Source organism: Burkholderia cepacia (genome assembly GCF_029962485.1).
Taxonomy (GTDB): domain Bacteria; phylum Pseudomonadota; class Gammaproteobacteria; order Burkholderiales; family Burkholderiaceae; genus Burkholderia.
Map to the genome: position 1 here is coordinate 3,012,224 of NZ_CP073637.1, position 24,104 is coordinate 3,036,327.

Below are 24,104 nucleotides of genomic sequence, written 5' to 3' on the forward strand. Positions count from 1 at the left end.
GTGCGCTCCCAGTCGTCGCGCGGGGGCCGGCCCATGCCTCCGGCACAGGCGCCAGCCTTCCCGCAGGCGGCGTTTTACGTCGTTTATAGTGAATTGGTCCGGCCGAACCATGCAGGCATCTTAGCCGGACTTTGATGTTCGTGCTCCAGAGCACTGACCATAGCCGACAAGCGCAGTTCCACGGCGTCTGTTGCCGTTCGTTAGACGAGTCCTTCAAACCGCTTGCGTCCGTTCGATGGTATGGGCCGCGCCAAACGAAACGGGCGGCCATCCGGCCGCCCGTCGAGCACGCAAAACGGAAGCGATCCGTCAGAAACCGGCCGCCAGGCCATCGCGCCGGCTGTCGCTCGCGGCCACGTAGCCGCGCTCGCGATCGTCGCGGTCGAGACGCCAGATGAACTGCCCCGAGCCGAAATCCATGTAAGGATCGTCGATCGACTTGATCGTATGGCCACGTGCGGCCAGTGCATCGACGGTCGCGCGATTCATCGTCGATTCGACGTCGAGCGTGAAGTCGCGATTGACCTTCCAGCGCGGCGCATCGCATGCGGCCTGCGGCTGCTGCCCGTGGCCGAGCATCCGCACGACGGTCTGCAGGTGGCCTTGCGGTTGCATGTCGCCGCCCATCACGCCGAAGCTCATCACGGCCTCGGTGCGGCCGTCGACCTCCTCGGTGACGAACGCCGGGATGATCGTGTGGAACGGCCGCTTGCCGCCCGCGACGACGTTCGGCGAGGCCGGATCCATCGAGAAGCCGTGCCCGCGGTTTTGCAGCGCGATGCCGGCACCCGGCACGACGAGCCCCGAGCCGAAGCCCATGTAGTTCGACTGGATAAAGCTCACCATCATCCCGCGCTCGTCGGCGGCCGACAGGTAGATCGTGCCGCCCGAATGCGGCCGGCCGGCGTCGAAGTGCGTCGCGCGCGCCGGGTCGATCAGCTTCGCGCGTTCGGCGAGATACGCATCGTCGAGCATCTGCTCGGGCGTGACTTCCATCGCGCGCGGATCGGCGACGTAACGATAGATGTCGGCGAACGCGAGCTTCATCGCCTCGATCTGCAGATGCTGCGAGTCGACCGAATCGAGCGGCCATTCGGTCACGCCCGCATGCTCGGCGATCCCGAGCGCGATCAGCGCGGCGATGCCCTGCCCGTTCGGCGGGATCTCGTGAATCGTATGGCGGCCGAAGCGCTTGCCGATCGGCTCGACCCATTCCGGCCGGTACGCACGCAGGTCGGCTTCGGTCAGCGCGCCGCCGCCTTCGCGCGAGAACGCGGCGATGCGCTCGGCGAGCGCACCTTCGTAGAACGCACGGGCGCCCTCCTTCGCGAGCGTGCGCAGCGTCTGCGCATGACCGGGCAGGCACATGCGCTCGCCGACGAGCGGTGCACGGCCGCGCGGCATGAAGGTGTCCGCGAAGCCCGGCAGACCCTGCAGTTCGGGCACGGCCGCCGCCCACTTGTGCGCGACGATCGGCGGCACCGCATAACCGCGCTCCGCGATCTCGATCGCCGGCTCGAGCAGATCCGCGAACGGCAGCGAACCGAACTTCGCGTGCAGCGCCTCCCAGCCCGCGATCACGCCCGGCACGGTGACGGTGTCCCAGCCGCGCGTCGGCTTGTTCGCGATGCCGTGCGCATCCTCGCCATGACGCTCGCGGAAGTAGTCGACGTTCCATGCGGCCGGCGCGACGCCCGACGCGTTCAGCCCGGACAACCGCTCGCCGTCCCACACGAGCGCGAACGCGTCGCCGCCGAGCCCGCATGACACGGGTTCGACGACGGTGATCGCGGCCGCGGCGGCCAGCGCCGCGTCGACCGCGTTGCCGCCCTTCCACAGCATCCGCAGCCCGGCCTGCGCGGCCAGCGGATGCGACGTCGACACGACGTTGCGCGCGAACACCGGAATGCGGGTCGTCGGATACGGGTTGTGCCAGTTGAAGCCAGTCATCGATGCCACCTCGTCGAAAGCTGAAATGAACACGCCAGCGCGCGCGGGCAATCCGTCATTGCAGCGCGATCGGCGGAATCGCACAAATTCATTTGTCACATGAATCCATGCAATTTCCGCATGAATCGTGCGCGCTCGTGCGGGCCAGGCCGGCCGAACGGCGTTGCCGCCCTTACAATACCTGCTCCGTCTCACGACACGACCATCGAGCCATGACCCGAGATCCCCGCCTCACCCTCAACGCGCGCCAGCAGGAATTGCTCGAATGGGTGCAGCGCGACGGCTTCGTGACCGTCGACGATCTCGCCGCGCACTTCGCGGTGACGCCGCAGACGATCCGCCGCGACGTGAACTGGCTCGCCGACCTGAACCTGCTGCGTCGCTACCACGGCGGCGCGAGCCTGCCGACCAGCTCGGAGAACGTGTCGTACACCGCGCGCCAGCGGATGTTCCACGACGAGAAGCGGCGCATCGCGGCGCTCGCGGCGTCGCACATCCCCGACCAGGCGTCGCTGTTCATCAACCTCGGCACGACGACCGAGGAGGTCGCGCGCGCGCTGAACCGCCATCACGGGCTGCACGTCGTCACGAACAACCTGAACGTCGCGTCGATGATGAGCGGCTACCCCGACTGCGAGGTGCTGATCACGGGCGGCATCGTGCGTCCGTGGGACAAGGGCATCGTCGGCGAGCTCGCGATCGACTTCATCCGGCAGTTCAAGGTCGACTACGCGATCATCGGCACGTCGGCGATCGAGGCCGACGGCACGCTGCGCGACTTCGACACGCGCGAGGTGCGCGTGGCCGAGGCGATCATGCAGCACGCACGCACGGTCTACCTCGTGGCCGACCATTCGAAGGTCGGCCGCCCGGCACTGGTGCGCCAGGGCCACCTGAGCCAGGTGCACGCGCTCTTCACCGACAAGCCGCTGCCGCCGGAGATGGCCGACACGGTGGCCGCCGCCGGCACCCAGGTGTACGTCGCGGAGTGACCGTTGCGATGCTGCACCGCACCTGAAACTTCAAGTGAAATCAAGAAGTTGGCGCGGCATGTGGACCGCTTGCGGCGGGCGTTCCTGTCAAACGGAAAATTAACGGGGCACGATTTGTCGTTGCCCGCGCGCTCGACTAGACTCCAGTTCCCCGGCCCGTTCGCCCGATCCGCCTGTGCCAGGGCGTGTGCGAACCGCAGGGCCGGCGAATACAGCTTTCCCCCCAAGCCATACCCCGCGGGGTATCGCGCGTCGGCGTGTGCGCCGGCCGCGCGGGCAGTCCGATTGCCATGGAGAGAACGATGCTGAGTCCGCATGAATTCGCCACGCTATTGCTTGTGAAGGACGCGCCTGACCAGCGCGATATGGATCGGGATGAACTGGACATCCTGCTCGAACAGCAGCTCGTTCGCCTGGAAGGGCTCGGCTCGGGGCGCAAATACTGCGTGACCGAGAGCGGCGACGCCGCGCTGCGATCCATCAAGTACCGCTATTCGTGAAATTCCGCTGTTCCTGACCTGACCGCGCGGCCCGACTCCCGGCCACGCGGTCGCTTCCGCTTGCTCCGCCCGCCTACCTCAGCCGGCTTCAACCGCCGCGCAGCGTCGGATCGACCGCCGCCCGCCAACTGATGGCCTGTGCGCGCGCACCGTTGAAATACGCGATCCAGCCGGCGCGCGCCGCCGCGTCAGGCGCCACATAGTGGGCCGAAAGTTCGTTTACGAACGCACAATAGTTCGCTTCGGTCAGCCCGCGATACCGCTTCGCCACATACGCGTCGTACAGCGTCGAGTAGACCGGCTGCGCGTCCGCGCCCCAGTCGCGCGCCGTGCCGCCGCACGACGTCTGCAGGTCGACGAACGACGGCGCCCGCCAGTTGCCGGTGAGCGGCGGCGTGCCCGCGCTGCACCCCGCCAGAAGGACGGCGCACACGCCGGCCCACATCCCAATACGCATGATTCACCTCGCGAAACGGTCGATTCCGCCAGTATCGTCCGGGATCGCGCCGCGCGCTACTGGCCCCGCTTTTTCGAACTTTACTTTTTCGATTTCGTTCGTTAAATTTCGAATTCGAACATTTCGTGTTCACCATATTTCAACAGACGATAAGGACAGCAGGTGACCCAACCGAATCGCTACGATCTGCTCGTCGTCGGCGGCGGCATCAACGGCGCGGGCATCGCGCGCGATGCGGCCGGCCGCGGCCTGTCGGTCATGCTCTGCGAGCAGGACGACCTCGCGTCGCACACGTCGTCGTCCAGCACCAAGCTGATTCACGGCGGCCTGCGTTACCTCGAGTACAACGAGTTCGGGCTGGTGCGCAAGGCGCTGCAGGAGCGGGAGACGCTGCTGCGCGCGGCGCCGCACATCATGTGGCCGCTGCGCTTCGTGATGCCGCACATGCCGAACCTGCGTCCGGCCTGGCTGATCCGCATCGGCCTGTTCCTCTACGATCACCTCGCGAAACGCGAACTGCTGCCCGGCTCGCGCGGCATCGACATGCGCCGCCATGCGGCCGGCGCGCCGCTGATCGACTCGATCAAGCGCGGCTTCGTATATTCCGACGGCTGGGTCGACGACGCCCGCCTCGTCGTGCTGAACGCGATGGATGCGAAGGAGCGCGGCGCCGAGATCCTGACGCGCACGAAGCTCGTCTCGGCCGAACGGCACGGCGACGCATGGGAAGCGCGGCTGCAGCACGCCGACGGTTCGATCCGCGTCGTGCACGCGCGTGCGATCGCGAACGCGGCCGGCCCGTGGGTCGGCGAAGTCCTGCACGGCGCACTCGGCCGCGGCGCGCAGCATAGCGTGCGGCTCGTGAAGGGCAGCCACATCATCACGCGCCGCCTGTTCGATCACGATCACGCGTACATCTTCCAGAACCCGGACAAGCGAATCATCTTCGCGATTCCGTACGAACACGACTTCACGCTGATCGGCACGACCGACGTCGAATACACGAACGATCCCGCGAAGGTCGCGATCGATCGCGACGAAACGCAGTACCTGTGCGATTCGATCAACCGCTACTTCAAGCGCAAGATCTCGCCGGCCGACGTGCACTGGACCTACTCGGGCGTGCGCCCGCTGCTCGAAGACGAGAACGCGACGAACGCGTCGGCCGTCACGCGCGACTACCGCCTCGAGCTCGACGACGGCGCGGGCGCCCCGCTGCTGTCGGTGTTCGGCGGCAAGATCACGACGTTCCGCAAGCTCGCGGAAGAAGCCGGCGACATGCTGTGCCGCGCGCTCGGCCGCGACGCGAAGACCTGGACGGCCGGCGTCGCATTGCCGGGCGGCGACATCGCGAACGCGAAGTTCGACGTATTTGCCGGCGCGTTCGCGAAACGCCACCCGTGGCTGCCCGCCGCGCTCGCCCGCCGTTATGCGCGTGCGTACGGCACGCGCGCGGAGCGCGTGGTCGACGGCGCGACGTCGCTCGCCGATCTCGGCGCCGAAATCGCGCCGGGCATCCACGACGCCGAACTGCGCTACCTGCGCGACGCCGAATGGGCGACCTGCGCACAGGACGTGCTGTGGCGCCGCTCGAAGCTCGGCCTGCACGTCACGCCGGGCACGCTCGATGCGGTGACGGCCGCCGTCGACGCATGGTTCGCCGCCGCACACGCGCCGCACGCGTGATCCGAATGCAGTTGCAGTTGTCTTACCGACGTTGACTCACCGACGCGCCGCCCCACATGCGGCGCGCATCACAACTACGCCAATTCACGGATGGAGATGAGAGACATGCAGGACCAGTACATCCTCGCGCTTGACCAGGGCACCACGAGTTCCCGCGCGATGCTGTTCGATCGCCAGGGCAATATCGTATCGATCGCCCAGAAGGAATTCGAACAGTTCTACCCGCAACCCGGCTGGGTCGAGCACGACCCGCAGGAAATCTGGTCGACGCAAGCCGGCGTCGCCGCTGAAGCCGTCACGCGCACGGGCATGAACGGCACGTCGATCGCCGCGATCGGCATCACGAACCAGCGCGAAACCACCATCGTCTGGGACCGTGAGACGGGCCAGCCCGTCTACAACGCGATCGTCTGGCAGGACCGCCGCACGGCCGACTTCTGTGACTCGCTGAAGAAGCAGGGGCTCGAGGCAAAGGTGCGCGCGAAGACCGGCCTGCCGATCGATTCGTACTTCTCCGGGACCAAGATCCGCTGGATCCTCGACAACGTGCCGGGCGCACGCGAGAAGGCCAGGCAGGGCAAGCTCGCATTCGGCACCGTCGACAGCTGGCTCGTGTGGAACTTCACGAAGCACGAACTGCACGTGACCGACGTGACGAACGCATCGCGCACGATGCTGTTCAACATCCACACGCGCGAATGGGACAACGAGCTGCTCGAACTGCTCGACATCCCGCGCAGCATGCTGCCGGAAGTGAAGGCCTCGTCGGAAATCTACGGCCACACGAAGACCACCGTGTTCGCGTCGAAGATCCCGCTCGCGGGCATCGCCGGCGACCAGCAGGCGGCGCTGTTCGGCCAGATGTGCACGACCTCGGGCATGGTGAAGAACACCTACGGCACCGGCTGCTTCCTGATGATGAACACCGGCGACAAGCCGATCGAGTCGAAGAACAACCTCGTCACGACGATCGCATGGCAGGTCGGCGACGACGTGCAGTACGCGCTCGAAGGCAGCATCTTCATCGCGGGCGCGGTCGTGCAGTGGCTGCGCGACGGCATGGGCATCATCAAGAGCGCGGCTGAAATCGAAGCGCTCGCCGCGAGCGTGCCGCACACCGACGGCGTCTACCTCGTGCCCGCGTTCGCCGGCCTCGGCGCGCCGCACTGGAACGCACGGGCACGCGGCTCGGTATTCGGCGTCACGCGCGGCACGACCTCCGCGCACCTCGCACGCGCGGCGCTCGATGCGATCGCGTACCAGTCGCTCGACGTGCTGGCCGCGATGGAAGCCGATTCGGGCATCAGCATCGGCGAGCTGCGCGTCGACGGCGGCGCGAGCGCGAACGACCTGCTGATGCAATTCCAGGCCGACCTGCTCGGCGTCGATGCGGTGCGTCCGCAGATCACCGAGACGACCGCGCTCGGCGCGGCCTACCTCGCGGGCCTCGCGATCGGCTACTGGAAGAACCTCGACGAAGTGCGCGACCAGTGGCAGCTCGATCGCCGCTTTGCACCGTCGATGCCGAAGGAGCAGGTCGAACGCTGCATGTCCGGCTGGCAGCGTGCGGTGCGTGCCGCGAAGGCATGGGCCGACGATACCCAGTAATCGTCAGCTTTCCATACGAAATACAACAACACCGGCGGACCGCGCAACCCGCGAGTCCGCCGCGACATACGAGAGACAACCATGTCACCTTATATTGCAGAATTCATCGGCACAGCGATCCTCGTGCTGCTCGGCAACGGCGCGGTCGCAAACGTGCTGCTTGCGAAGACCAAGGGCAAAGGCGCGGACCTGATCGTGATCGTGATGGGCTGGGCGATGGCCGTATTCGTCGCCGTCTACGTGACCGCGTCGTTCAGCGGCGCGCACCTGAACCCGATCGTCACGATCAGTCTCGCGCTCGCGGGCAAGTTCGCATGGTCGAAAGTCGGCGGCTACATCCTCGCGCAGATGCTCGGCGGGATGGCGGGCGCCCTGCTCGTGTGGCTCGCCTATCGCCAGCACTTCGCGAAGGAAGCCGATGCCGACCTGAAGCTCGCGGTGTTCTGCACGGCGCCGGCGATCCGCAGCGTCACGCACAACGTGCTGACCGAAGCGATCTGCACGTTCGTGCTGATCCTCGGCGTGCTGTACCTCGCGTCGCCGCAGGTCGGCCTCGGCGCACTCGACGCACTGCCCGTCGGCCTGCTCGTGCTCGGCATCGGCATCTCGCTCGGCGGCCCGACCGGCTATGCGATGAGCCCCGCGCGCGACCTGTCGCCGCGCATCATGCATGCGCTGCTGCCGATTCCCGGCAAGCGCGACAGCGACTGGCGCTATGCATGGGTGCCCGTTGTCGGCCCGCTGCTGGGCGGCGCCGCGGCGGCCGGTCTGTATCTGCACCTGCATTCCACGATCTGATCGCGGTTTGAACGAAGCGCGCGGCGTTCGGCGTCGCGCGCTTCGCGCATCATCCCCCGCCACTCCCCTTCCCCTCGCCTGCCCGCCCCCCGTCGTTGACGAATTCGCGTCGCGGCGCCAGCATACCGCCAGCCCCCGCACCCTCACGACAGCGCGCGCCCGCCGCACGCATGCCGGGGAAACATTCAAGCACCGCCCCTGGCCGACAGGAGACGACACGATGGCCGCCGCCCCCGCACCTCGCCGGCGCAAACGCACTGCGCGTTTCGTCGAGATCGCACAGCTCGCGGGCGTCAGCACCGCGACCGTCGATCGCGTGCTGAATGAGCGCGGCAGCGTATCGGCGCACGCGCGCGAACGCGTCGTCGCCGCGGCGCGCACGCTCGGCGTGCCGCGCCAGCTTCCCGATGTCCGGCACGGGCTGATTCACGTCGACGTGCTGCTGCCCGATACCGACACGCCGTTCTACCGACGGCTGCAGCAGGCGCTGCAGCGCGCGGTGCAGATGCTCGACCGGCGCGTCGTCGTGCACCGGGCGATCCTGCCCGCCGCCGACTGCACGCGCCTCGCCGAGCAGATCGAGCGCCCCGCGTACCGCCGCGCGGCGCTGATCGTGACAGCCGGCGATACGCCGCGCGTGCGCGATGCGCTGGCTGGCGCGATCGCGCGCGGCGAGACCGTCGTCACGATGGTCTCCGACATCGGCGGAATCGCGCGCTCACACTACGCCGGCATCGACAACGAACGCGCGGGCCGCACGGCCGGCTACTGCATCGGCCGTCTCGCGAAGCGGCCCGGTCGCGTGCTGCTGCTCGGCGGCCGGATGGGCTATCGCGTGCACATGGATCGGATCGCCGGCTGCCGCGTCGAACTGGCGCGCGCATTCCCCGAACTGGCCTGCGACACCGAAACCGCCGAAACGCTCGATCAGGACGACCTCGCCTACAGCGCCGTCGCGAAGGCGCTGCGCGCGTCCGGCGACGTGGTCGGCATCTACAACAGCGGCGGCGGCTCGGCCGGCATCGAGGCCGCGCTGCGCCGCTTCGGCGCGGCCGGCAACGTCGTCTGGGTCGGCCACGAGATGCTCGACCAGCATCGCGCGTACATCGAGGCAGGCACGATGGACATCGCGATCGACCAGGACCCGGACGGGCAGGCGATCTCGGCGCTGCAGCACCTGATGCATGCGTGCGGCGTGGTCGAGCAGCAGCCGCCGGCCGAGCCGGTCGAGTTCCGCGTGTTCTGCTCGGCCAATGTGCGCACGAGCCCGTACCTGCAACCGGTCTAGGGCCTGCCGGGCACACCCGTTTCGCGCCCGCTCATGGAGCGTCTTCTTGCCGATTTTTCGGCAACGCCGCGCATGCAGCCGGGACGGCGCCGTCCTACATTGACGGTCATTCGCCACGACGAATGCGCCGGAAACGATGGCCCGACCGATGGACGCCCCGCACACGGGCGGCGCTCGGTCGCGGCGGCCGATCGCCTGCCGTCCCGGCGTCGAACCCCGACCGAGGCCCCGTGATGACCCAACCCCTTACGTTTTCGCTGAACCGGATGAGCGCGCCGCGCTTGCCGCTCGACCGCTACGTCGCGCTGTGCCGGCGCCTCGGTGTCGACGCGATCGAGATCCGCAACGATCTCGACCGCATCGAGATCGCCGACGGCACGCCGGCCGCCGCCGTGCGCGCGACGGCCGAAGCCGGTGGCGTGACGATCCTGACGATCAACGCGCTGCAGCGCTTCGAGCAATGGAACGCCGAGCGCGCGGATGAAGCGACCGTGCTGGCCGACTACGCGGCGCAATGCGGTGCGCGCGCGCTGGTGCTGTGCCCGACCAACAGCCGCAACGACACGCGCGGCGCGGGCGCGCGCCATGCGGATCTCGTGAAGGCATTGAAGGCGCTGAAGCCGATCCTCGAAGCACGCAACCTGCTCGGCTTCATCGAGCCGCTCGGCTTCGAGGAATGCGCGCTGCGCCGCAAGTCGGACGCGGTGAAAGCCCTCTACGACGCGGCGGGCGAGCAGGTCTTCCGGCTCGTGCACGACACGTTCCACCATCACCTGTCAGGCGAGGACATCTTCTTCCCGAACCTGACGGGCCTCGTGCATCTCTCCGGTGTCGAGGAAACCGACCTGCCGGTCGACCGGATGCGCGACGGCCACCGCGTGCTGGTCGGCGGTGCCGACCGGCTCGGCAACATCCGGCAACTGCGCGAACTACTTGCGCGCGGCTACCGCGGCGCGTTCTCGTTCGAACCGTTTGCGCGCGAGATCGCCGAGGCGGACGACATCGAAGACCGGCTGCGGGCGAGCATCGACTACGTGCGCGGCCAACTGGCGGATCGCTGATACGTCACCACCGCACGCGGCCGACACACGCCGCGTGCCGGCAAAACCCAATCAACAGGAGAACGGAATGATCGAATTCGCGTTGTTCGGCGCGGGCAGGATCGGCAAGATCCACGCGGCGAATCTCGCGCGCCATCCGGGCGCGAAGCTCAGGTACGTGATCGACCGCCATGCGCCGTCGGCCGACGCGCTCGCCCACGCGCACGGCGCGCAGGTTGCCGACATCGAACGCGCGCTCGGCGATGCGTCGGTACAGGCGGTCGTGATCGCGTCGAGCACCGACACGCACGCAGACCTCATCGTCGCGGCCGCGAACGCGGGCAAGGCCGTGTTCTGCGAGAAGCCGGTCGACCTGAGCATCGAGCGCTCGCGCGCATGCGCGGACGTCGTGCGGTGCACCGGCGTGACCTGCATGATCGGTTTCCAGCGCCGCTTCGATCCGACGTTCGCCGCGCTGAAGGCACGTGTCGAGCGCGGCGAGATCGGTGCGCCGGAAATGCTGGTCGTCACGAGCCGCGACCCCGGCGCGCCGCCGGCCGACTACCTCCGCAGCTCGGGCGGTATTTTCAAGGACATGCTGATCCACGACTTCGACGTGTTCCGCTGGATTCTCGGCGACGAAGCGCAGACGCTGCACGCAACCGGCAGTTGCCTGACCGACCCGGCCGTGCGCGAAGCAGGCGACATCGATTCGACCGCCGTGACGATCCGCACGCGGCGCGGGCTGCTGTGCCAGATCAACACGTCGCGACGCGCGGCCTACGGCTACGACCAGCGCTTCGAGCTGCTCGGCAGCAACGGGATGCTGCAAGCCGGCAACGTGCGTCCGACCGAGGTAAGCGCGTGGCTCGCCGGCGGTATCGCGGCGGACGTGCCGGAGCCGTTCTTCCTCGAACGCTACCGGCATGCGTACGCGGCCGAGCTCGCGCACTTCGTCGATGCGCTGCGCGACGGCACGCCGGTCAGGACGACGATCGACGACGGGCTCGCCGCGCTCGAACTTGCCGAGGCCGCGATGACATCGTGGAAAACGGGGCGCGTGATCGAGCTGTAACGCAACAAGCGGCGACGGCCCGGGCAAACAGGCCGCCGCCGTCACGCGATCCGCAGCACACCTGCATGAAGCGCGGCAACGGTACGGCCGGATCGGGCAAATTTGCCGAAACGGCGCGCGGCGCGCGCGTGAAAGCACGTATGATGACGAATTGATCGGCGTCGCCGATTGTCTGCTTTGTCACCATCATGCTCGATCACCTCATCTGCGACTGCGACGGCGTGCTCGTCGACAGCGAAGTCATTGCCGACCGCGTACTGCTTGAAACGCTGTCCGCCACGTTCCCGAACCTCGATTTCGAAGCCGCTGCCAAGTCGGCATTCGGCCAGCAGACGTCGCGCTTCCTCACCGGAATCGAATCCCGCTTCGGGATCGACATGCCCGCGAACTTCATCGAGACCATCGAGCACAACATCGAGGTCGCGCTCGCGCAATCGCTCGCGCCGATCTCCGGCGTGCGCGACGCACTGCTGAAAGTCACGCTGCCGGCGGCCGTGGTGTCGAACAGCCGGCTCGTGCGCGTGCGCAATTCGCTGAAGCGCGCGTCGCTCACCGAGATCTTCGGCGAGCGCGTGTTCAGTTCCGAGCAGGTGGCGCGGCCGAAGCCCTACCCCGACGTCTACCTGCATGCGGCGCACACGCTCGGCGTGGCGCCGGAGCGCTGCGTCGTCGTCGAGGACAGCGTATCGGGGCTGAATGCCGCGCGCGCGGCCGGGATGAAGACGATCGCGTTCGTCGGCGCGAGCCACATTCCCGACAACTACGCGGACGCGCTGCGCGCGATGGGCATCACGCGGATCATGCGCAAGATGGACGAACTGCCGTCGCTCGTCGAAGCCGGCATGCGCGGCGAATTCGGCGACGTGCAGTCCTGATTGTCATCCAGGCCGGGTCAGGTCGCGCCGGCTCGCGACGGGTGCGCGAACGCACCCGTTTTCCCGCCGCTCAGGCCGGTTCGCAGCAGCGCTCGCGCGCGACCGCCAGCGCCTCGCGGAACTCGACGAGTTCCGCGATCGTCAGCATCGGCAGCCCGTGTCGTTGCGCGAAACGCTCGACGTCGTCGCCGCGCGTCATCGTGCCGTCCGGGTTCATCAGCTCGCACAGCACGCCGGCCGGCTTCAGGCCCGCGAGGATCGACAGGTCGACCGTGCCTTCGGTGTGACCGCGACGCGCGAGCACGCCACCCGGTTGCGCACGCAACGGAAACACGTGGCCGGGCCGCACGATGTCGTGCGGCTTCGCGCCTTCCGCGATCGCCGCGCGGATCGTCGTCACGCGATCGGCCGCCGACACGCCGGTATGCACGCCTTCGCGCGCTTCGATCGACACCGTGAACGCGGTGCCGTTGCGGCTTTCGTTGGTCTGCACCATCGGCGGCAGTTCAAGCGCGCGCACCGTGTCGTCCGTCAGGCACAGGCACACGATGCCGCTGCACTCGCGGATCAGCAGCGCCATCGTCTCGGGCGTGATGCGCTCGGCGGCGACGATCAGGTCGGCTTCGTTCTCGCGGTCGTGGTCATCCTGCAGCACGACCGCACGGCCTGCGCGCATGGCGTCGAGCGCAGCGGCGATGCGCGGCGGCACCGGTTCGGAATCCAGCAACGGGAGATCGGCAAAGGCGTCGGCCGGTGCCGACGAAAGGGACATCAAGGACATGTGAAACGCTCCTCGCAAATACGATGTGGGCGAAAAACGTTCCAGGGCATTGCAAACAGACAGAACGACAACCCGCTTCGCACGCATCGCGAAGCGGCCCTGACGGACATGACTATCTGCACATCTTCTCTCATCCGGACTATGACCGTCGGCTCTGGCATTCGACCAGATCTGCTGACCCCGCGCGGATGCGCGGGCGCTCGCGGGCTCGCCGGCTTACGCCAGCCTACCGCCGGTGGGGAATTTCACCCCGCCCTGAAGACGCACTGATTGCCGGATGGGGTACCCCATCAACGGCGGGCCAAGCATACAACAGCTGCGCGCGACGCGCAGCGCACCACACCTAAAACCTTACTGACGACTCCGTCTAACGGCATCGTCCGAACGGCCGACCACCCGGCCGCACTCCCGCGCTCCCGCGCTCCCGCGCTCCCGCGAGACGGCGGGAAAGCGACCGTTCCGTTCCACGCGTGCGGTCAGTGGGCCGCGTGCGCCGCGTCGGGCACGAGCCACCGCGGCGGCACCTCGGGGCTCACCGTCACGCGGAACGCGCGCGCTTCGCTGTCGCCCGGGTTGCGCAGGCTGTACGGCTGATCGGCATCGAACACGATCGCGTCGCCGGTCGCCAGCAACTGGCGGCGGTCATGCACGCTGACTTCGAGCGTGCCTTCGCTGACGACGAGGTTGACCGTCGTGCCGGGCGCGCGGCGCGCGCCAAGCTCCGTATGCAGCGGCGCGATCCGCAATTCGTGGAATTCGGCCGCGGCCGGCTCGCCTTCCGGATACAGCGCGCGGGCCGAGAAACGGCCGTTCGAGCTGACGACGCGCGACGCGCGTTCGGCCGCCAGGTGCTCGAAGCCGTTCACCGCATGGCGGCGCAGGAACGCGGCGACCGACACCTTCAGCGCCGCGGCGATCTTGCAGAGCACCTTGATCGACGGCACGCTGCGCGCCGATTCGATCTGCGCGAGCATCGCGCGCGACACGCCGGACAGCCGCGCGAGCGCATCGAGCGACAGTTGCCGCTCGGCGCGCAAGCGCGCGAGGTTCACGCCGACGACCTGCTCGAGGACATCGAGCGACGCGGACGCGCGCAGGTCGGCAGCGTTGCCGGACTCGAAGGAAGACACGTCGCGCACGAGCGCCAGGGATGAAGACATAGCATTGCCTCCGGGCCGCTGCGCGGCCCTGCGTATGGGGTAAGCCGGGATCGGAATCGCGTTGCGCCAGCCATGGCGCGTATCGAGACGCTATCACCCGGCCTTGCACGGGCAAACGAAGTTATCTTCACACCGTTATCAGCATCGCGGAGGAATGCGTTTCTCGCGAACCTTTTCCTGCCGCTATCGCGTCGCTCACTGCGCCGCCGGCGCCGCGCCGCGTGCCGGGCCGCGCGCGTCGAGCCGCATCGCGAGCCACGTGACGACGAGCGCCGCGAACGTCACCGCGACGGCAACCCACGGCAGCGCGTCGAGCGCGAAGCCGTGCTCCAGCGCAAGGCCGCCGAGCCACGCGCCGCCCGCGTTGCCGACGTTGAACGCGCCGATGTTCAACGTCGATGCGAGATGCGGCGCGCTCGCGGCCTTCTCGACCACGCGCGCCTGCAGCGGCGGCACCGTCGCGAACGCGGCGATCCCCCAGACGAATACGGTGACGGCGGCCGCGACCGGCAGGTGGCTCGTCTTCGCGAACACGGCCATCACGGCCATCAGCGCGACGAGGATCGCGATCAGCGACGGCATCAGCGCACGGTCGGCAAGCTTGCCGCCGAGCGTGTTGCCGATCGTCAGACCGGCGCCGAACAGCACGAGGATCAGTGCGACCGCGCGCGGCGAGTAGCCCGACACGGTTTCCAGAATCGGCGCGATGTACGTGAACACGACGAACACGCCGCCGAAGCCGAGCACCGTCATCAGCAGCGCGAGCCACACCTGCGGCTCCTTCAGCACGCGCACTTCGTGGCCGAGGCCGACCGGCCCGCTGTCGTGACGGTTCGGCACCAACGCGGCCACGCCGCCGAGCGCCAGCACGCCGAGCGCGGCAACGATCCAGAACGACGCACGCCAGCCGAGCAGCTGACCGACGAACGTGCCGAACGGCACGCCAAGCACGTTCGACAGCGTGAGCCCCGTGAACATCAGCGCGATCGCACTCGCGCGCTTGTCGGCCGGCACGAGCGACGCGGCGACCACCGCGCCGATCCCGAAGAACGACCCGTGCGCGAACGACGTGACGACGCGCGCGACCATCAGCATCGCGTAGCCTGACGCGGTCGCGCACAGCACGTTGCCGACGATGAAGATCGCCATCAGCAACTGCAGCGCGGCCTTGCGCGGCATGCGGCTCGTGAGCACCGCGAGCAGCGGCGCGCCGGCCGCGACGCCGAGCGCATAGCCGGTCACGAGCAGGCCGGCCGACGGCAGCGACACGGCGAGGTCGTGCGCGACCTCGGGCAGCAGGCCCATGATGATGAACTCGGTGGTGCCGATGGCGAAGGCGCTGATCGCAAGCGCCAGTAACGGGATGGGCATGACGTTCTCCGGAAGGCGGCGGCCGCGGCGCCCGATCGGTGCCGCACCGCACAAAAGGCAGGATGGGCGCATTGTCCCGAAGATGCCGATATTTGATAATTGGCGTGACGTTTGAACCATTTTCAAATATTTCTGGAAAATCACATGGATCGACTGGGCGATATCCGGCTGTTCGTCGAGGCGGCCGAACTGGGCAGCCTGTCCGCCGCCGGGCGCAAGCTGAATCTCACGCCGGCCGCCGCAAGCGCGCGCCTCGCCAAGCTCGAGGCGGCGGTCGCCACCCGGCTGTTCGACCGTTCGACCCGGCAGTTGCGGCTCACCGACGAGGGCCGCCTGTACCTGAACGGCTGCCGGCAGGCGTTGCAGGCGCTCGACGACGCAAACGCGCTGCTGCAGGCCGGCCGCAACGTCGTCGGCGGCCGGGTGCGGCTGTCGGCGACGTCCGATTTCGGCCGCCGCCGGCTGCTCGACTGGCTCGACGAATTCACCGCACGCTACCCGGACGTGACCTTCTCGCTGACGGCGTCCGACTCGACGGTGAACCTGTGGCAGGACGAGATCGACCTCGCGATCCGTTTCGCCGCGCCGCCCGACGGCGCGCTGATCGCCCGCCGGCTCGCCGCGGACCGGCGCGTGCCGTGCGCGACGCCGTCGTTCGTCGAACGCCACGGCATGCCGCGCGATCCGCACGATCTGGCCCGCTTTCCGTGCAACGTGATCACGGTGGCGTCCGGGCCGATGAACACGTGGCGCTTCACGCGCGGCGACGACACGCAGACCTGCACGGTGCCGCTCGCCACCGCGTTCGAGACCAACGACGGCGGCCTCGCCCGCGAGTGGGCGCTGCGCGGCCACGGCATCGTGCTGAACTCGATCTGGGATGTCGCCGACGACATCCGCGCCGGGCGGCTCAAGGTCCTGCTGCCCGACTGGCGGCACCAGAGCGCGCCGCTGCACGCGATCTATCCCGGCAAGCGCTACATGGCGCCGCGCGTGCGCGTGCTGCTCGACTTTCTCGCCGAGCGCTTCACGCGCGAGGAAGCCGCGCACGACGACCTGCTGAATGCGTGCCGCTGATGGCCGGCGCGCCGCCGTTCAAGGGTCCGAACCCGCCGATCGACGTCGCGCAGCCGCAACCCGACGCGGGCCCAGGGCAGCGCGAAAAGCTATAATGGAAGGCTTTCCCGACGGCTTTTCCTGCTCGATGCGCGCGTTTCGCGTGCAGCGCACGGCCGTCCCGATTCACTCTTGACGACGCCCCCAGGTCAACCACTGCGAACGGCGAATCCCCATGACCAAGAAAGTTTACGTAAAGACCTTCGGCTGCCAGATGAACGAGTACGACTCGGACAAGATGGTGGACGTGCTCAATGCCTCCGAAGGCCTCGAAAAGACCGACACGCCGGAAGACGCGGACATCATCCTGTTCAACACGTGCTCGGTGCGTGAAAAGGCGCAGGAGAAGGTGTTCTCCGATCTCGGCCGCGTGCGCGAGCTGAAGGAAGCGAAGCCCGGCCTGCTGATCGGCGTCGGCGGCTGCGTCGCGAGCCAGGAAGGCGCATCGATCGTGTCGCGCGCCCCGTACGTCGACCTCGTGTTCGGCCCGCAAACCCTGCACCGCCTGCCGCAGATGATCGACGCGCGCCGCGAGAGCGGCCGCGCGCAGGTCGACATCTCGTTCCCCGAAATCGAAAAGTTCGACCACCTGCCGCCCGCGCGCGTCGAGGGGCCGAGCGCGTTCGTGTCGATCATGGAAGGCTGCTCGAAGTACTGCAGCTACTGCGTGGTGCCGTATACGCGCGGCGATGAAGTGTCGCGCCCGCTCGACGACGTGTTGACCGAAGTGGCCGGCCTCGCCGACCAGGGCGTGCGCGAAGTCACGCTGCTCGGCCAGAACGTGAACGCGTACCGCGGCGCGCTGGCGGCCGGCTCGTCGGAAATCGCCGATTTCGCGACGCTGATCGAATACGTCGCCGACATCCCCGGCATCGAGCGGATCCGCTATACGACGTCGCACCCGAAGGAATTCACGCAGCGCCTGATCGACACCTACGCCAAGGTGCCGAAGCTCGTGAGCCACCTGCACCTGCCCGTCCAGCACGGCTCCGACCGCATCCTGATGGCGATGAAGCGCGGCTACACGGTGCTCGAATACAAGTCGGTGATCCGCAAGCTGCGCGCGATCCGCCCCGACCTGTCGCTGTCGACCGACATGATCGTCGGCTTCCCCGGCGAGACCGAGGACGATTTCGACAAGATGATGGCGCTGGTGCACGACATGAGCTACGACACGAGCTTCTCGTTCATCTACAGCCCGCGCCCCGGCACGCCGGCCGCGAACCTGCACGACGACACGCCGCGTGAAGTGAAGCTCAAACGCCTGCAACATCTGCAGGCGACCATCGAGGAGAACGTCGCGCGCATCAGCCAGTCGATGGTCGGGAAGGTCGAGCGGATCCTCGTCGAAGGCCCGTCGCGCAAGGACCCGAACGAACTCGCGGGCCGCACCGAGAACAACCGGGTCGTGAATTTCCCGGCGCCGCTCGCGTCGCACCCGCGCCTGATCGGCCAGATGATCGACGTGAAGATCAACCATGCGTACCCGCATTCGCTGCGCGGCGAGCTCGTGCTCGTCAGCGACGACGCGAGCGCGGCCACCCACTAATTGACGCTCAACAGGAGCCCGACGCTACTTTGAAGACCGTCCAAGCACTGGAATTCACTGCCCCGCGCGAAGACAACGCGCGCCTCGCCAATCTCTGCGGCCCGCTCGACGAGAACCTGCGGCAGATCGAACAGGCGCTCGACGTCACGCTCGCGCGGCGCGGCCACCGGATCACGATCCGCGGACGCGGCGCCAAGCTCGCGCTCGCCGCGCTCGAAAACTTCTACAACCGGGCGCGCGATCCGCTGTCGGTCGACGACATCCAGCTCGCGCTGGTCGAAGTGCGCCACACGACCGGCAACGGCCGCCAGGACACGCTCGACGTGCGCTTCCGCGGCGACCCCGACCATCCGTTCGATGAGCCCGTCGTGCAGCTCGACGCCAGCGAGCCGGACGAAGAACCCGCGCCGAAGCTGTACACGCGGCGCGCCGACCTGCGCGGCCGTACGCCCGCGCAGCGCGAGTACCTGAAGCAGATCCTGTCGCACGACGTGACGTTCGGCATCGGGCCGGCCGGTACCGGCAAGACCTACCTCGCGGTCGCCTGCGCGGTCGACGCGCTCGAGCGCGACCAGGTCAAGCGGATCGTGCTGACGCGCCCGGCCGTCGAAGCCGGCGAGCGGCTCGGCTTCCTGCCGGGCGATCTCGCGCAGAAGGTCGACCCGTACCTGCGCCCGCTGTACGACGCGCTGTACGACCTGCTCGGTTTCGACAAGACCGCGAAGATGTTCGAGCGCCAGATGATCGAGATCGCACCGCTCGCGTACATGCGCGGCCGCACGCTGAACCACGCGTTCATCATCCTCGACGAGGCGCAGAACACGACGCCCGAGCAGATGAAGATGTTCCTCACGCGGATCGGCTTCGGCTCGAAGGCCGTCGTGACCGGCGACACGAGCCAGGTCGACTTGCCGCGCGGTCACAAGAGCGGCCTCGTCGAAGCGCAGCAGGTGCTCGGCGGCGTGCGCGGCATCGCGCTCACGCGCTTCACGAGCGCGGACGTCGTGCGCCACCCGCTCGTCGCGCGCATCGTCGAGGCATACGACGAGTTCCACGCGCAGCACCAGGACGGCTGACGGGCGGCGCCCGCGCGCGCTGCCCCGGCCTGCCGGCCCGGCCCGCCACACGGCGCGCCGGGCTTTTTTTCGCCCGTTCGAATGCGGGTGGGATCGGCCGTTTGGTGTATCCTCAACGCGTCCCAATCGCCGTACGCGTCATGAAATCCTCCCGTTCCCGCAAGTCCGGTCGTGCCCAGTCCGCCGCGCCCGAATCCCCCCGTCTTTCGCTGTTCGACGCGAAGGGCAAGGCCCGCACCGTCAACGCACAAGGGCTGCGGATCGACTTCCCCGACGGTCGCAGCCTGATGTTCGACCTGTCGGGCAGTTCGGGCGACGCGGCCGTCGCGATCGTCGCGCAGCACAACGATCCGGCGATGCGCGCGAAGCTCGCGCTGCAGCCCGAGCACTACGACAGCGTGACGCTGCACGTGGGTGCCGAGCTCGCGCCGCGCGAAGACGATCTCGACGATGAACCGCGCGCACTGGAACTCGACCTGTCCGTGCAGTACGGCGACGAGATCACGAGCGAGATGCGCAAGACGCTGCCCAAGCGCAAGCTGATCGCCGAATGGATCGAGCCGGCGCTGTTCGCGAGCGCACAGCTCACCGTGCGCTTCGTCGGCGAAAACGAAGGCCGCACGCTGAACGCCGGCTACCGCCACAAGGACTACCCGACCAACGTGCTGACCTTCGCGTACGACGCGGCGCCCGACGGCACCGTGATCGGCGACCTCGTGCTGTGCTGCCCGGTCGTCGAGAAGGAAGCGCATGAACAGGGCAAGCCGCTCACGGCCCACTACGCGCACCTGCTGGTGCACGGCGCGCTGCACGCGCAGGGCTACGACCACGAGACGAGCGACGAGGACGCGGCCGAAATGGAAGCGCTCGAAGTCGACATCCTCGCGAAGCTGGGCTTCCCGAACCCATACCAGTAAGCCTTCAGTACGATGCGCAACGCCGCGATGCTCCCGTCCGCCTACCCGCCCGCGATCGGCGACGGGCGACTGCTGACGGAAGACGAGCTCGCGGCCTCGCTCGCGCACACGATGCGCGACTGGGACGGCCGGCAGGATCTCTGGCTGTTCGGTTATGGCTCGCTGATCTGGAACCCCGGTCTGCCGACCGTCGCCGCCGTCCGCGGCAAGGTGCATGGCTACCACCGCGGGCTGTACCTGTGGTCGCGCGTGAACCGCGGCACGCCCGAACGCCCGGGCCTCGTACTCGCGCTCGATCGCGGCGGCTCGTGCTCGGGCATCGCATTCCGGCTGTCGGGCCCGACCGCGCAGCCGCACCTCGAGACGCTGTGGAAGCGCGAGATGCCCATGGGCTCGTACCGGCCCGCCTGGCTGCCGTGCTCGCTCGAGAATGGTGAACGCGTAAACGCGCTCGCCTTCGTGATGCGCCGCGACGTACCGACCTATACGGGCAAGCTGTCCGACCCGATCGTGAAGGAAGTGTTCAGCTGCGCGACCGGCCGCTACGGCACGACGCTTGACTACGTGAGCCGCACGGTCGACGCGCTGCGCGCGAGCGGCATCCCCGATCGCGCACTCGAAGGGCTGCTCGCGCGATGCCGGTGACGCGGCCCGACGCCCGGCTGGCCGTCACGCGATCCCGCGCCGCCTGCGCATTCGAACGAGGTTCCCGCCGATGAAACCGTCACGCTGGTCGCGCTGCAAGGTCGCCGCGCTGCTCGTCGCCGCGAGCGTCGCGCTCTCCGGCTGCGGGATCCTGGGCTGCGGCGGCGCCGCGACCAACGGTGCGGCCGCCGGCGGCTGCTCGGCCGGCATGCGCTTCTGAGCCTTCTTCCCCGCAGCCGTCTTCGGCAGCCATCGCATGCGGCAGATTGCCGCCGGCACCCACCGGTCGGCCGGTCGTTTCCCCGCGTCGGGCCGGCCCTGCCTGCCCGAACCCGTTTTTTGCCGCTGCTGCGCCTTCGCCCTTTTCTGAGATAGGATGGACCCGAGGACGATGTCGCGCCCGGCGCGGCCGTCCGCGAGCGGGGCCCGCGCGCAACCCGCCCTGGCCGTACGGCCGGGGTGACACGGTCGCGTCGTGCCCTTGGTGTATCCTTGCCTACTCCGTGACAGCGCGCTCCGGCATGACCCGGGCGCACCACCATGAACGATTCGTATCCCAGTCGTAAGCTAACCGACAAACCGCAAGAAAAGCGCTCGCTGCTCGAGCGCCTGACCGACTTCATCTCGCCCGAGCCCGAATCCCGCGGCGAGTTGCTGGAAATCCTCCAGGACGCTCACGAACGCAACCTGATCGACGCCGACTCGCTGTCGATGATCGAAGGCGTGTTCCAGGTATCCGATCTGTGCGCCCGCGACATCATGGTGCCGCGCGCGCAGATGGACGCGATCAACATCGCCGACAAGCCCGAGGATTTCATCCCGTTCGTGCTCGAAAAAGCGCACTCGCGCTACCCCGTGTACGAGGAGAACCGCGACAACGTCATCGGCGTGCTGCTCGCGAAGGATCTGCTGCGTTTTTACGCCGAGGAAGAATTCGACGTGCGCGGGATGCTGCGCCCGGCCGTGTTTATCCCGGAATCGAAGCGCCTGAACGTGCTGCTCCACGACTTCCGCGTGAACCGCAACCACCTGGCGATCGTCGTCGACGAATACGGCGGCGTCGCAGGCCTGATCACGATCGAGGACGTCCTCGAGCAGATCGTCGGCGACATCGAGGACGAATACGACTTCGACGAGGAAGCCGGCAACATCATCTCGGGGCCGGACGGCCGCTTCCGCGTGCGCGCGCTCACCGAGATCGAACAGTTCAACGAGGCGTTCGGCACCGATTTCCCCGACGACGAAGTCGACACGATCGGCGGCCTGATCACCCATCATTTCGGACGCGTGCCGCACCGCGGCGAGAAGCTGCAGCTCGGCAACCTCGTGTTCGAGATCCAGCGCGGCGATGCGCGCCAGGTGCATGTGCTGCTGGTGCGCCGCAATCCGCTCGCCAGCCGTCGCGCCGAAACCTCGCACGAAGACTGACCGCTCCGCGCCAGCCGCGTTTCCTTCAACCGCTCGCCCACTTCCGCTTCACATGGACGATCCGATCCCGTCCCGCCCGGCTGGCGGCCTCCTCGCGCCGGCGCCCGGCCGCGCGCTGCCGCGCTGGCATTACCCGGCCGCGCTGCTCGCCGGCGCCGCCAATACGCTCAGCTTCGCACCGACGCCGCATGGCGGCTGGCTGCAACTCGTCGTATTCGTCTGGTTTTTCGCGCAACTGACGCGCACGTCGAGCTGGCGCGGCGCCGCGCTCACCGGCGGCGCGTTCGGCTTCGGCAACTTCATCAGCGGCATCTGGTGGCTCTACATCAGCATGCACGTGTACGGCGAGATGGCCGCGCCGCTCGCGGGCGGCGCGCTCGTGCTGTTCGCGCTGTACCTGTCGCTGTATCCGGCGTTCTCGGCCGGGCTGTGGTCGTTCTGCGCGGGTCATGCGTGGCATCGCCGCACCCCTGATCCGCGTCCGTTCTCGCCGACCTGGCACGGCGCGTTCGCGTTCGCGAGCGCGTGGGCCTTCAGCGAATGGCTGCGCGGCACGCTGTTCACCGGCTTTCCGTGGCTCGCCAGCGGCTACCCGCAGGTCGACGGCCCGTTCGCAGGCTTCGCGCCGGTGGTCGGCGTGTACGGGATCGCATGGGTGCTCGCGCTGTTCGCCGCGCTGGTCGTGCAGGCGCTCGCCGCCGCACGCCCGTCGCCCGCGCGTGACCCCGGCCCCGGCAGTGCGGGCGGCAACGCGCGCGTGCGCATCGCCGCACCGGCCGGCGTGGCGGTCGCGCTCATCGCGGCCGGCCTCGGGCTGTCGCAGGTCACGTGGACGGTGCCCGCGAATGCACCGCTCACCGTGCGGCTGCTGCAGGGCAACGTGAAGCAGGACATCAAGTTCGAGCAGGAAGGCATCGACGCGGCGATCAAGATGTACCAGCAGATGATCATCGAGAAGCCGGCCGACCTGATCGTCACGCCGGAGACCGCGATCGCGGTGATGATCCAGGAGCTGCCCGAGCCGTTCGCCGTCGCGATCCGCAAGTTCAGCGACACGACGAGTTCGGCCGTGCTGTTCGGCGCGGTCGGCGCGTCGGTGACCGAGGACGGCCACTACGTCGACTATACGAACAGCCTGTACGGCGTGACGCCGAACTCGCGCGACATCTATCACTACGACAAGCACCATCTCGTGCCCTTCGGCGAATTCATCCCGTGGGGCTTCCGGTGGTTCGTCAACCTGATGAAGATGCCGCTCGGCGATTTCGCGCGCGGCGCGCCGGTGCAGAAGCCGTTCCTCGTGCACAACCAGCCGGTGATGGCCGACATCTGCTACGAGGACTTGTTCGGCGAGGAAATCGCCGCGACGATCCGCGACAACCCGCAGCCGCCGGGCGTGCTCGTCAACGTAACGAACCTCGCGTGGTTCGGCGACACGATCGCGCTCGACCAGCACCTGCAGATCGCGCGGATGCGCTCGCTCGAAACGGGCCGGCCGATGCTGCGTTCGACCAACACGGGGATGACGGCCGCGATCGATGCGCACGGGCGCGTACTCGGCCAGCTGAAGCCGTTCACGATCGGTTCGCTGGATGTGCGGATCGAAGGCACGAGCGGCTTCACGCCTTACGTGACGAGCGGCAACAACATCGTGCTCGCGGTGTCGTTCGTGCTGCTGGCGTTCGGCTTCACGTTCGGGCCGGGGCTGCGCCGGCGCAACGGCCGGAAGACCGGCGACGACCAGCCCGAATGAGGCAAACGGCCGCCGCTGCGCACGGCGGCCGACGACCGT

Annotated in this window: 22 protein-coding genes and 1 riboswitch; of the genes, 17 read left to right on the top strand and 5 right to left on the bottom strand. The window is 68.1% G+C overall.

The features are described 5' to 3' along the window. Nucleotides 1-309: 309 nt before the first annotated feature. Nucleotides 310-1,950 carry a gamma-glutamyltransferase family protein gene (locus KEC55_RS14060; protein WP_282505919.1) on the bottom strand — a complete coding sequence of 547 codons (1,641 nt, stop codon included), beginning with the start codon at nt 1,948-1,950 and terminating at the stop codon, nt 310-312. A gap of 212 nt (nt 1,951-2,162) precedes the next feature. On the opposite strand from KEC55_RS14060, the gene KEC55_RS14065 reads away from it, so the two are divergent. Both KEC55_RS14065 and KEC55_RS14070 read left to right on the top strand, forming a co-directional pair. Beyond that, nucleotides 2,163-2,942 carry a DeoR/GlpR family DNA-binding transcription regulator gene (locus KEC55_RS14065; protein ID WP_175847564.1) on the top strand — a complete coding sequence of 260 codons (780 nt, stop codon included), beginning with the start codon at nt 2,163-2,165 and terminating at the stop codon, nt 2,940-2,942. A 302-nt stretch (nt 2,943-3,244) separates the two neighbouring features. Continuing rightward, nucleotides 3,245-3,442 (top strand): hypothetical protein, encoded by a 198-nt coding sequence (locus KEC55_RS14070; RefSeq protein ID WP_166963486.1) that lies wholly within the window; start codon nt 3,245-3,247, stop codon nt 3,440-3,442. A gap of 88 nt (nt 3,443-3,530) precedes the next feature. Here the strand turns inward: KEC55_RS14070 and KEC55_RS14075 are convergent, their stop codons facing one another. After that, nucleotides 3,531-3,899: a hypothetical protein gene (locus KEC55_RS14075; protein WP_282505920.1), complete on the bottom strand. Its 369-nt coding sequence runs from the start codon at nt 3,897-3,899 to the stop codon at nt 3,531-3,533. A gap of 162 nt (nt 3,900-4,061) precedes the next feature. Between KEC55_RS14075 and glpD the strand changes: the two genes are divergently transcribed. The 7 genes from glpD (at nt 4,062) to KEC55_RS14110 (ending at nt 12,269) form a co-directional block, all read left to right on the top strand. Next, on the top strand, nt 4,062-5,585 hold the full coding sequence (gene glpD / locus KEC55_RS14080; protein WP_282505921.1) for a glycerol-3-phosphate dehydrogenase: 1,524 nt from the start codon (nt 4,062-4,064) through the stop codon (nt 5,583-5,585). Between the two features lie 105 nt (nt 5,586-5,690). Next, a complete protein-coding gene (gene glpK, locus KEC55_RS14085; RefSeq protein ID WP_282505922.1) occupies nt 5,691-7,193 on the top strand; it encodes a glycerol kinase GlpK in 1,503 nt (500 codons plus the stop codon). An 81-nt stretch (nt 7,194-7,274) separates the two neighbouring features. After that, on the top strand, nt 7,275-7,991 hold the full coding sequence (locus KEC55_RS14090) for an MIP/aquaporin family protein (RefSeq protein WP_176050278.1): 717 nt from the start codon (nt 7,275-7,277) through the stop codon (nt 7,989-7,991). A gap of 220 nt (nt 7,992-8,211) precedes the next feature. Beyond that, on the top strand, nt 8,212-9,279 hold the full coding sequence (locus tag KEC55_RS14095) for a LacI family DNA-binding transcriptional regulator (protein ID WP_282505923.1): 1,068 nt from the start codon (nt 8,212-8,214) through the stop codon (nt 9,277-9,279). 233 nt (nt 9,280-9,512) lie between these two features. Next, nucleotides 9,513-10,340, top strand: coding sequence for a TIM barrel protein (locus tag KEC55_RS14100; protein ID WP_282505924.1), 828 nt, complete (start codon nt 9,513-9,515; stop codon nt 10,338-10,340). 67 nt (nt 10,341-10,407) lie between these two features. After that, nucleotides 10,408-11,394, top strand: a complete 987-nt coding sequence (gene iolG / locus KEC55_RS14105; protein WP_282505925.1) for an inositol 2-dehydrogenase — start codon at nt 10,408-10,410, stop codon at nt 11,392-11,394. Nucleotides 11,395-11,582: 188 nt separating this feature from the next. Next, a complete protein-coding gene (locus KEC55_RS14110; RefSeq protein WP_282505926.1) occupies nt 11,583-12,269 on the top strand; it encodes an HAD family hydrolase in 687 nt (228 codons plus the stop codon). Between the two features lie 70 nt (nt 12,270-12,339). On the opposite strand, the gene ribB is transcribed toward KEC55_RS14110, so the two are convergent. From ribB to KEC55_RS14125, 3 genes are all read right to left on the bottom strand, one after another. Beyond that, complete coding sequence (gene ribB, locus KEC55_RS14115) at nt 12,340-13,050, bottom strand: 3,4-dihydroxy-2-butanone-4-phosphate synthase (RefSeq protein WP_282505927.1); 711 nt, start codon at nt 13,048-13,050, stop codon at nt 12,340-12,342. 118 nt (nt 13,051-13,168) lie between these two features. Next, nucleotides 13,169-13,317: riboswitch (FMN riboswitch) on the bottom strand. Between the two features lie 209 nt (nt 13,318-13,526). Beyond that, the gene (locus KEC55_RS14120; protein WP_282505928.1) at nt 13,527-14,210 is read right to left on the bottom strand and encodes a helix-turn-helix domain-containing protein; all 684 of its coding nucleotides are present in this window, start codon (nt 14,208-14,210) and stop codon (nt 13,527-13,529) included. Nucleotides 14,211-14,405: 195 nt separating this feature from the next. Next, nucleotides 14,406-15,581: an MFS transporter gene (locus KEC55_RS14125; protein ID WP_282505929.1), complete on the bottom strand. Its 1,176-nt coding sequence runs from the start codon at nt 15,579-15,581 to the stop codon at nt 14,406-14,408. Nucleotides 15,582-15,725: 144 nt separating this feature from the next. Between KEC55_RS14125 and KEC55_RS14130 the strand changes: the two genes are divergently transcribed. The 8 genes from KEC55_RS14130 to lnt all read left to right on the top strand — a co-directional run bounded on the left by KEC55_RS14130 (nt 15,726) and on the right by lnt (nt 24,065). Beyond that, nucleotides 15,726-16,658, top strand: coding sequence for a LysR family transcriptional regulator (locus tag KEC55_RS14130; RefSeq protein ID WP_282505930.1), 933 nt, complete (start codon nt 15,726-15,728; stop codon nt 16,656-16,658). Nucleotides 16,659-16,872: 214 nt separating this feature from the next. Continuing rightward, a complete protein-coding gene (gene miaB, locus KEC55_RS14135) occupies nt 16,873-18,246 on the top strand; it encodes a tRNA (N6-isopentenyl adenosine(37)-C2)-methylthiotransferase MiaB (protein WP_282505931.1) in 1,374 nt (457 codons plus the stop codon). A gap of 29 nt (nt 18,247-18,275) precedes the next feature. Further along, entirely contained in the window at nt 18,276-19,322 is a 1,047-nt protein-coding gene (locus KEC55_RS14140; RefSeq protein WP_282505932.1) for a PhoH family protein, read from the top strand. A 140-nt stretch (nt 19,323-19,462) separates the two neighbouring features. Beyond that, nucleotides 19,463-20,239, top strand: a complete 777-nt coding sequence (gene ybeY / locus KEC55_RS14145) for an rRNA maturation RNase YbeY (RefSeq protein WP_282505933.1) — start codon at nt 19,463-19,465, stop codon at nt 20,237-20,239. 12 nt (nt 20,240-20,251) lie between these two features. Further along, nucleotides 20,252-20,884 carry a gamma-glutamylcyclotransferase gene (locus tag KEC55_RS14150; protein ID WP_176050293.1) on the top strand — a complete coding sequence of 211 codons (633 nt, stop codon included), beginning with the start codon at nt 20,252-20,254 and terminating at the stop codon, nt 20,882-20,884. 70 nt (nt 20,885-20,954) lie between these two features. Next, nucleotides 20,955-21,104 carry a hypothetical protein gene (locus tag KEC55_RS14155; RefSeq protein ID WP_167361875.1) on the top strand — a complete coding sequence of 50 codons (150 nt, stop codon included), beginning with the start codon at nt 20,955-20,957 and terminating at the stop codon, nt 21,102-21,104. A gap of 320 nt (nt 21,105-21,424) precedes the next feature. Continuing rightward, nucleotides 21,425-22,312, top strand: a complete 888-nt coding sequence (locus tag KEC55_RS14160; RefSeq protein ID WP_176050294.1) for an HlyC/CorC family transporter — start codon at nt 21,425-21,427, stop codon at nt 22,310-22,312. Between the two features lie 52 nt (nt 22,313-22,364). Continuing rightward, entirely contained in the window at nt 22,365-24,065 is a 1,701-nt protein-coding gene (gene lnt, locus KEC55_RS14165; protein ID WP_282505934.1) for an apolipoprotein N-acyltransferase, read from the top strand. Nucleotides 24,066-24,104 lie beyond the last annotated feature (39 nt).

What these genes read in the sequence shown, in the direction of transcription:
- KEC55_RS14065 (WP_175847564.1), top strand. Translation starts at nt 2,163, where the DNA reads ATGACCCGAGATCCCCGCCTCACCCTCAACGCGCGCCAGCAGGAATTG.
- KEC55_RS14060 (WP_282505919.1), bottom strand. Translation starts at nt 1,950, where the DNA reads ATGACTGGCTTCAACTGGCACAACCCGTATCCGACGACCCGCATTCCG.
- KEC55_RS14150 (WP_176050293.1), top strand. Translation starts at nt 20,252, where the DNA reads ATGCGCAACGCCGCGATGCTCCCGTCCGCCTACCCGCCCGCGATCGGC.
- glpK (WP_282505922.1), top strand. Translation starts at nt 5,691, where the DNA reads ATGCAGGACCAGTACATCCTCGCGCTTGACCAGGGCACCACGAGTTCC.
- KEC55_RS14160 (WP_176050294.1), top strand. Translation starts at nt 21,425, where the DNA reads ATGAACGATTCGTATCCCAGTCGTAAGCTAACCGACAAACCGCAAGAA.
- ybeY (WP_282505933.1), top strand. Translation starts at nt 19,463, where the DNA reads ATGAAATCCTCCCGTTCCCGCAAGTCCGGTCGTGCCCAGTCCGCCGCG.
- KEC55_RS14155 (WP_167361875.1), top strand. Translation starts at nt 20,955, where the DNA reads ATGAAACCGTCACGCTGGTCGCGCTGCAAGGTCGCCGCGCTGCTCGTC.
- KEC55_RS14070 (WP_166963486.1), top strand. Translation starts at nt 3,245, where the DNA reads ATGCTGAGTCCGCATGAATTCGCCACGCTATTGCTTGTGAAGGACGCG.
- miaB (WP_282505931.1), top strand. Translation starts at nt 16,873, where the DNA reads ATGACCAAGAAAGTTTACGTAAAGACCTTCGGCTGCCAGATGAACGAG.
- KEC55_RS14120 (WP_282505928.1), bottom strand. Translation starts at nt 14,210, where the DNA reads ATGTCTTCATCCCTGGCGCTCGTGCGCGACGTGTCTTCCTTCGAGTCC.
- KEC55_RS14130 (WP_282505930.1), top strand. Translation starts at nt 15,726, where the DNA reads ATGGATCGACTGGGCGATATCCGGCTGTTCGTCGAGGCGGCCGAACTG.
- KEC55_RS14100 (WP_282505924.1), top strand. Translation starts at nt 9,513, where the DNA reads ATGACCCAACCCCTTACGTTTTCGCTGAACCGGATGAGCGCGCCGCGC.
- KEC55_RS14090 (WP_176050278.1), top strand. Translation starts at nt 7,275, where the DNA reads ATGTCACCTTATATTGCAGAATTCATCGGCACAGCGATCCTCGTGCTG.
- lnt (WP_282505934.1), top strand. Translation starts at nt 22,365, where the DNA reads ATGGACGATCCGATCCCGTCCCGCCCGGCTGGCGGCCTCCTCGCGCCG.
- KEC55_RS14125 (WP_282505929.1), bottom strand. Translation starts at nt 15,581, where the DNA reads ATGCCCATCCCGTTACTGGCGCTTGCGATCAGCGCCTTCGCCATCGGC.
- KEC55_RS14075 (WP_282505920.1), bottom strand. Translation starts at nt 3,899, where the DNA reads ATGCGTATTGGGATGTGGGCCGGCGTGTGCGCCGTCCTTCTGGCGGGG.
- KEC55_RS14110 (WP_282505926.1), top strand. Translation starts at nt 11,583, where the DNA reads ATGCTCGATCACCTCATCTGCGACTGCGACGGCGTGCTCGTCGACAGC.
- KEC55_RS14095 (WP_282505923.1), top strand. Translation starts at nt 8,212, where the DNA reads ATGGCCGCCGCCCCCGCACCTCGCCGGCGCAAACGCACTGCGCGTTTC.
- ribB (WP_282505927.1), bottom strand. Translation starts at nt 13,050, where the DNA reads ATGTCCTTGATGTCCCTTTCGTCGGCACCGGCCGACGCCTTTGCCGAT.
- iolG (WP_282505925.1), top strand. Translation starts at nt 10,408, where the DNA reads ATGATCGAATTCGCGTTGTTCGGCGCGGGCAGGATCGGCAAGATCCAC.